The organism is Mesorhizobium sp. M0140 (assembly GCF_040322475.1).
GTDB lineage: Bacteria > Pseudomonadota > Alphaproteobacteria > Rhizobiales > Rhizobiaceae > Mesorhizobium.
Genome location: NZ_JAMYTM010000067.1, coordinates 1 through 5632 on the forward strand (window position 1 = coordinate 1; position 5632 = coordinate 5632).

Below are 5632 nucleotides of genomic sequence, written 5' to 3' on the forward strand. Positions count from 1 at the left end.
AGATTGGTTTGCGGGGGACGGGATTGGGTTTTTTGTCCCGCAGCTTGGGCTTCGCCTTGTTGCGGGCGCCTGATCCGGGGCAATCGATGGCCAGCCCAGCCGAACATCAAAACGGCCCGCGGGCTTTGTGCCAGGCGGGCCGTTTGATTACCGCAGATTGGTTGCGGGGACAGGATTGAGTTTTCTGTCCGGCGGCGTCGGCTCCGCTTGCTTGCGGGCGCCTGATGACAGGTTAAATCGCCGGCACCACGGCACAATACAAAGGAGCCCGCACGAGGGCGGGCTCTTTTGTATTTGGTTGCGGGGACAGGATTTGAACCTGTGACCTTCAGGTTATGAGCCTGACGAGCTACCGGGCTGCTCCACCCCGCGTCAACCCTTAGCAAGCTCTTGCTTGCGTTCCTAAGCAAGCGTTTGCTTGCATTCCCTAAGCAAGCGTTTGCTTGCGTTCCTAAGCAAGCGTTTGCTTGCTTTTTTTGTGTAAGCCGAGGCCTACAGATAGGTATATGGCTGACCAAATGAAAGGGCCGCTTACGCGGCCCGTGATCCCTTGGCGGGCCATTTCATAAAGAGAAGATTTCTCTCACATCCGATTGGATGTGAGTTCAACGTGCGTTTGGCAGACCTGGCAGCGACCTACTCTCCCGCGTCTTGAGACGAAGTACCATCAGCGCTGGAGCGTTTCACGGCCGAGTTCGGAATGGGATCGGGTGCAGCCGCTCCGCCATAACCACCAGGTCGGCAAAACGCACGTTGTTCGAGAAGCTTTTTTGAGCGAATAGCCAATAGTGAGTAGCGAATAGGGACCCTATTTGCTGCTTTCTCTGAGCTGTTCGCTGGTCTTTTTTGTGCCTTTACAGTTCTTTTGGTCCTGGCGCCTTTCGAAGCGAAGCTTCGCAAGGTCGACCGACCGTCGGCGCTGATGCGCCGCACCCACGTAGCGCCGCCCGCAGGGCGGAACAAGCGTGAGTGAGAACATCTGACTTTGTCAGATGAGCATAAGGAATGAGAACGATCAAGCCGATCGAACTATTAGTACCGGTAAGCTTCAAGCGTTGCCGCTCTTCCACACCCGGCCTATCAACGTGGTCGTCTTCCACGGTTCTCAGGGAATACTCGTTTTAAGGTGGGTTTCCCGCTTAGATGCCTTCAGCGGTTATCCCGTCCGGATATAGCTACCCTGCTATGCGGCTGGCGCCACAACAGGTCCACCAGAGATCCGTCCATCCCGGTCCTCTCGTACTAGGGACAGATCCTTTCAATATTCCTACACCCACGGCAGATAGGGACCGAACTGTCTCACGACGTTCTGAACCCAACTCACGTACCGCTTTAAATGGCGAACAGCCATACCCTTGGGACCTGCTCCAGCCCCAGGATGCGATGAGTCGACATCGAGGTGCCAAACAACCCCGTCGATATGGACTCTTGGGGGTCATCAGCCTGTTATCCCCGGCGTACCTTTTATCCGTTGAGCGATGGCCCTTCCACGCGGGACCACCGGATCACTATGACCGACTTTCGTCTCTGCTCGACTTGTCAGTCTCGCAGTCAGGCAGGCTTATGCCATTGCACTCAGCGAACGATTTCCGACCGTTCTGAGCCCACCATCGCGCGCCTCCGTTACTCTTTAGGAGGCGACCGCCCCAGTCAAACTACCCACCATACATTGTCCCGGACCCGGATAACGGGCCGCGGTTAGACATCCATAGTAATAAGGGTGGTATTTCAAGGGTGGCTCCACCTGAGCTGGCGCCCAGGTTTCAAAGCCTACCACCTATCCTACACATGCCACTACGAATGCCAATGTAAAGCTATAGTAAAGGTGCACGGGGTCTTTCCGTCTAACCGCAGGAACCCCGCATCTTCACGGGGAATTCAATTTCACTGAGTCTATGCTGGAGACAGCGGGGAAGTCGTTACGCCATTCGTGCAGGTCGGAACTTACCCGACAAGGAATTTCGCTACCTTAGGACCGTTATAGTTACGGCCGCCGTTTACTGGGGCTTCGATTCAGAGCTTGCACCCCTCCTCTTAACCTTCCAGCACCGGGCAGGCGTCAGACCCTATACGTCGTCTTGCGACTTCGCAGAGCCCTGTGTTTTTGATAAACAGTCGCTACCCCCTGGTCTGTGCCACCCTCCTCTACTTGCGTAGAAAAGGGTCACGCTTCTTCCGAAGTTACGCGTGCAATTTGCCGAGTTCCTTCAGCATAGTTCTCTCAAGCGCCTTGGTATACTCTACCAGACCACCAGTGTCGGTTTCGGGTACGGTTTATAAGGAGGAGCTATTTCCTGGAACCACGCAGCAGCCCGTTCAATCCGATAAGATTGGACTACCTCAATGATCCGTCACTACCTCCAAGCCCACGAATATTAACGTGGTTCCCATCGACTACGCGTTTCCGCCTCGTCTTAGGGGCCGGCTAACCCTGCTCAGATTAGCTTTAAGCAGGAACCCTTGGTCTTTCGGCGGGGGAGTCTCTCACTCCCCTTACGTTACTCATGTCAGCATTCGCACTTCTGATACCTCCACCACCCCTCACGGGTATGGCTTCATCAGCTTACAGAACGCTCCGCTACCGCTTGGCCCTTGCGGACCAAACCCTAAGCTTCGGTGTATGGCTTTAGCCCCGTTACATTTTCGGCGCAAAGACCCTTATTTAGACCAGTGAGCTGTTACGCTTTCTTTAAATGATGGCTGCTTCTAAGCCAACATCCTGGTTGTTTTGGGATCCTCACATCCTTTCCCACTTAGCCATAACTTGGGGACCTTAGCTGTAGGTCAGGGTTGTTTCCCTTTTCACGACGGACGTTAGCACCCGCCGTGTGTCTGCCGACTAGTACTCCCAGGTATTCGGAGTTTGGTTAGGTTTGGTAATCCGGTGAGGACCCCTAGCCCATCCAGTGCTCTACCCCCTGGGGTATTCGGTCGACGCTCTACCTAAATAGATTTCGCGGAGAACCAGCTATTTCCGAGTTTGATTGGCCTTTCACCCCTAGCCACAAGTCATCCCGAACTATTGCAACAGTTATGGGTTCGGTCCTCCAGTAAGTGTTACCTTACCTTCAACCTGCTCATGGCTAGATCACTCGGTTTCGGGTCTAATGCGACGAACTGAACGCCCTATTCAGACTCGCTTTCGCTGCGCCTACACCTAGCGGTTTAAGCTTGCTCGTCACACTAAGTCGCTGACCCATTATACAAAAGGTACGTGGTCACCCAGGACGAACCTTGGGCTTCCACTGTTTGTAGGCAATCGGTTTCAGGTACTCTTTCACTCCCCTTGTCGGGGTGCTTTTCACCTTTCCCTCACGGTACTAGTTCGCTATCGGTCATGCACGAGTACTTAGGCTTGGAGGGTGGTCCCCCCAATTTCAGACAGGATTTCACGTGTCCCGCCTTACTCGAGGACGATTGATTGCATTACGCGTACGGGGCTGTCACCCACTATGGCCCTACTTTCCAGAAGGTTCCGCTTGTCTCTCAATCGCCACTGGCCTGGTCCGGGTTCGCTCGCCACTACTTCCGGAGTCTCGGTTGATGTCCTTTCCTACGGGTACTTAGATGTTTCAGTTCCCCGCGTTCGCCACTTTACCCCTATGTATTCAGGGTAAGTTACCTATTATCGATACTTGGAAACCACAGCAGCAAGTCAGCCTTGCGACCTTCCGGCTGCTCTGATTTTCCAAGTACCTTAGGTGGGTTTCCCCATTCGGAAATCTACGGATCAAAGGGTATTCGCACCTCCCCGTAGCTTATCGCAGCGTATCACGTCCTTCATCGCCTGTGCATGCCAAGGCATCCACCAATTGCCCTTAAGACACTTGATCGTTCTCATTGCCAATGCCCACCTGCGCAATCCGAAGGATTATCGCTTCAGCCTCTCCCTTACGGGATCAGCATCCGCGCAATTCCAAAGGAATTGCCGCCTGAACCAGATCCTGTGCGGGATCTAACTTCGATGTCATTGGCACAAAAAGACCAGCTTCTCGAGATCGGTTCGAGGGTGCGGTTAGGCAAGCCCATCATATGCGGGAGATTGAGCGTCTCCCGCGACAAATCACAAACCTTTCGGCTCATGAAGTTCGAACAAATCTTCTCTTTACAATGTCAAACAGAACAAGCGGCAAGCTAGATGCTCACCACAAAACCTTTTTACGAATGACTTTTCTCTGACGCCTCATCTCTACTCGACACCTCCGCGCGATCCGCAGGATCGTCGCGAACCGCGACAATCCCTTCGGGATTGCGCGCTCGCCAAACCGCAATGTGGCGGCAGCAAGCGACAATCCTGCGGATTGCGCGAGTGGTGGAGCCGGACGGGATCGAACCGACGACATCCTGCTTGCAAAGCAGGCGCTCTCCCAGCTGAGCTACGGCCCCTGATTGTTTCCCCATATCGCCATCAAGAAGACGGCAGATGCAGAGGAGATCCGACAATCCTTGCGGATTGCGAAGTGGTGGGCCTGGGAGGACTTGAACCTCCGACCTCACGCTTATCAAGCGCGCGCTCTAACCAACTGAGCTACAAGCCCTAAGACTGCGCCGTAAATCGGCTCTCGCCAACGAGACGCAAGTCTCGCAAGGCCAACCGGCCGTCGCGGCTTGTGCCGCGCCCTCGCGGAGCGCCAGCAGCCATAGGCTGCGGTACGGCGCGCGAGCGCAAGTCAAAGTCATTCGCTGAAGAAAGAGAAACGAAGGCGGCAGACCCGCTTAAGGTATGCGCGACGGTCAAAGTGACTCTTTGCCGTCTTGTTCCAAGAGAACCAAAAGGCAGAGGCTCCCCATTTCATCCGAAGATGAGGGATTGAGCGTTTCCATTAAGGTTCTTCCTTAGAAAGGAGGTGATCCAGCCGCAGGTTCCCCTACGGCTACCTTGTTACGACTTCACCCCAGTCGCTGACCCTACCGTGGTCGCCTGCCTCCTTGCGGTTAGCACAGCGCCTTCGGGTAAAACCAACTCCCATGGTGTGACGGGCGGTGTGTACAAGGCCCGGGAACGTATTCACCGCGGCATGCTGATCCGCGATTACTAGCGATTCCAACTTCATGCACTCGAGTTGCAGAGTGCAATCCGAACTGAGATGGTTTTTGGAGATTAGCTCGACCTCGCGGTCTCGCTGCCCACTGTCACCACCATTGTAGCACGTGTGTAGCCCAGCCCGTAAGGGCCATGAGGACTTGACGTCATCCCCACCTTCCTCTCGGCTTATCACCGGCAGTCCCCTTAGAGTGCCCAACTTAATGCTGGCAACTAAGGGCGAGGGTTGCGCTCGTTGCGGGACTTAACCCAACATCTCACGACACGAGCTGACGACAGCCATGCAGCACCTGTCACCGGTCCAGCCGAACTGAAGGTATCCATCTCTGGAAACCGCGACCGGGATGTCAAGGGCTGGTAAGGTTCTGCGCGTTGCTTCGAATTAAACCACATGCTCCACCGCTTGTGCGGGCCCCCGTCAATTCCTTTGAGTTTTAATCTTGCGACCGTACTCCCCAGGCGGAGAGCTTAATGCGTTAGCTGCGCCACCGACAAGTAAACTTGCCGACGGCTAGCTCTCATAGTTTACGGCGTGGACTACCAGGGTATCTAATCCTGTTTGCTCCCCACGCTTTCGCACCTCAGCGT

At 54.8% G+C, this 5632-nt stretch carries 3 tRNA genes and 3 rRNA genes; all 6 read right to left on the minus strand.

The features are described 5' to 3' along the window. Positions 1-295: 295 nt before the first annotated feature. Positions 296-372: transfer RNA gene (locus NKJ37_RS31695), tRNA-Met, on the minus strand. A gap of 251 nt (positions 373-623) precedes the next feature. Beyond that, positions 624-738 (minus strand): 5S ribosomal RNA (rrf, locus tag NKJ37_RS31700). Positions 739-1011: 273 nt separating this feature from the next. Continuing rightward, positions 1012-3833: ribosomal RNA gene (locus NKJ37_RS31705) — 23S ribosomal RNA — on the minus strand. Positions 3834-4310: 477 nt separating this feature from the next. After that, positions 4311-4386 (minus strand) — tRNA-Ala (locus tag NKJ37_RS31710). A gap of 75 nt (positions 4387-4461) precedes the next feature. Beyond that, a tRNA-Ile gene (locus NKJ37_RS31715) sits at positions 4462-4538 on the minus strand. Positions 4539-4840: 302 nt separating this feature from the next. Continuing rightward, positions 4841-5632, minus strand: a 16S ribosomal RNA gene (locus NKJ37_RS31720); the annotation flags it as partial.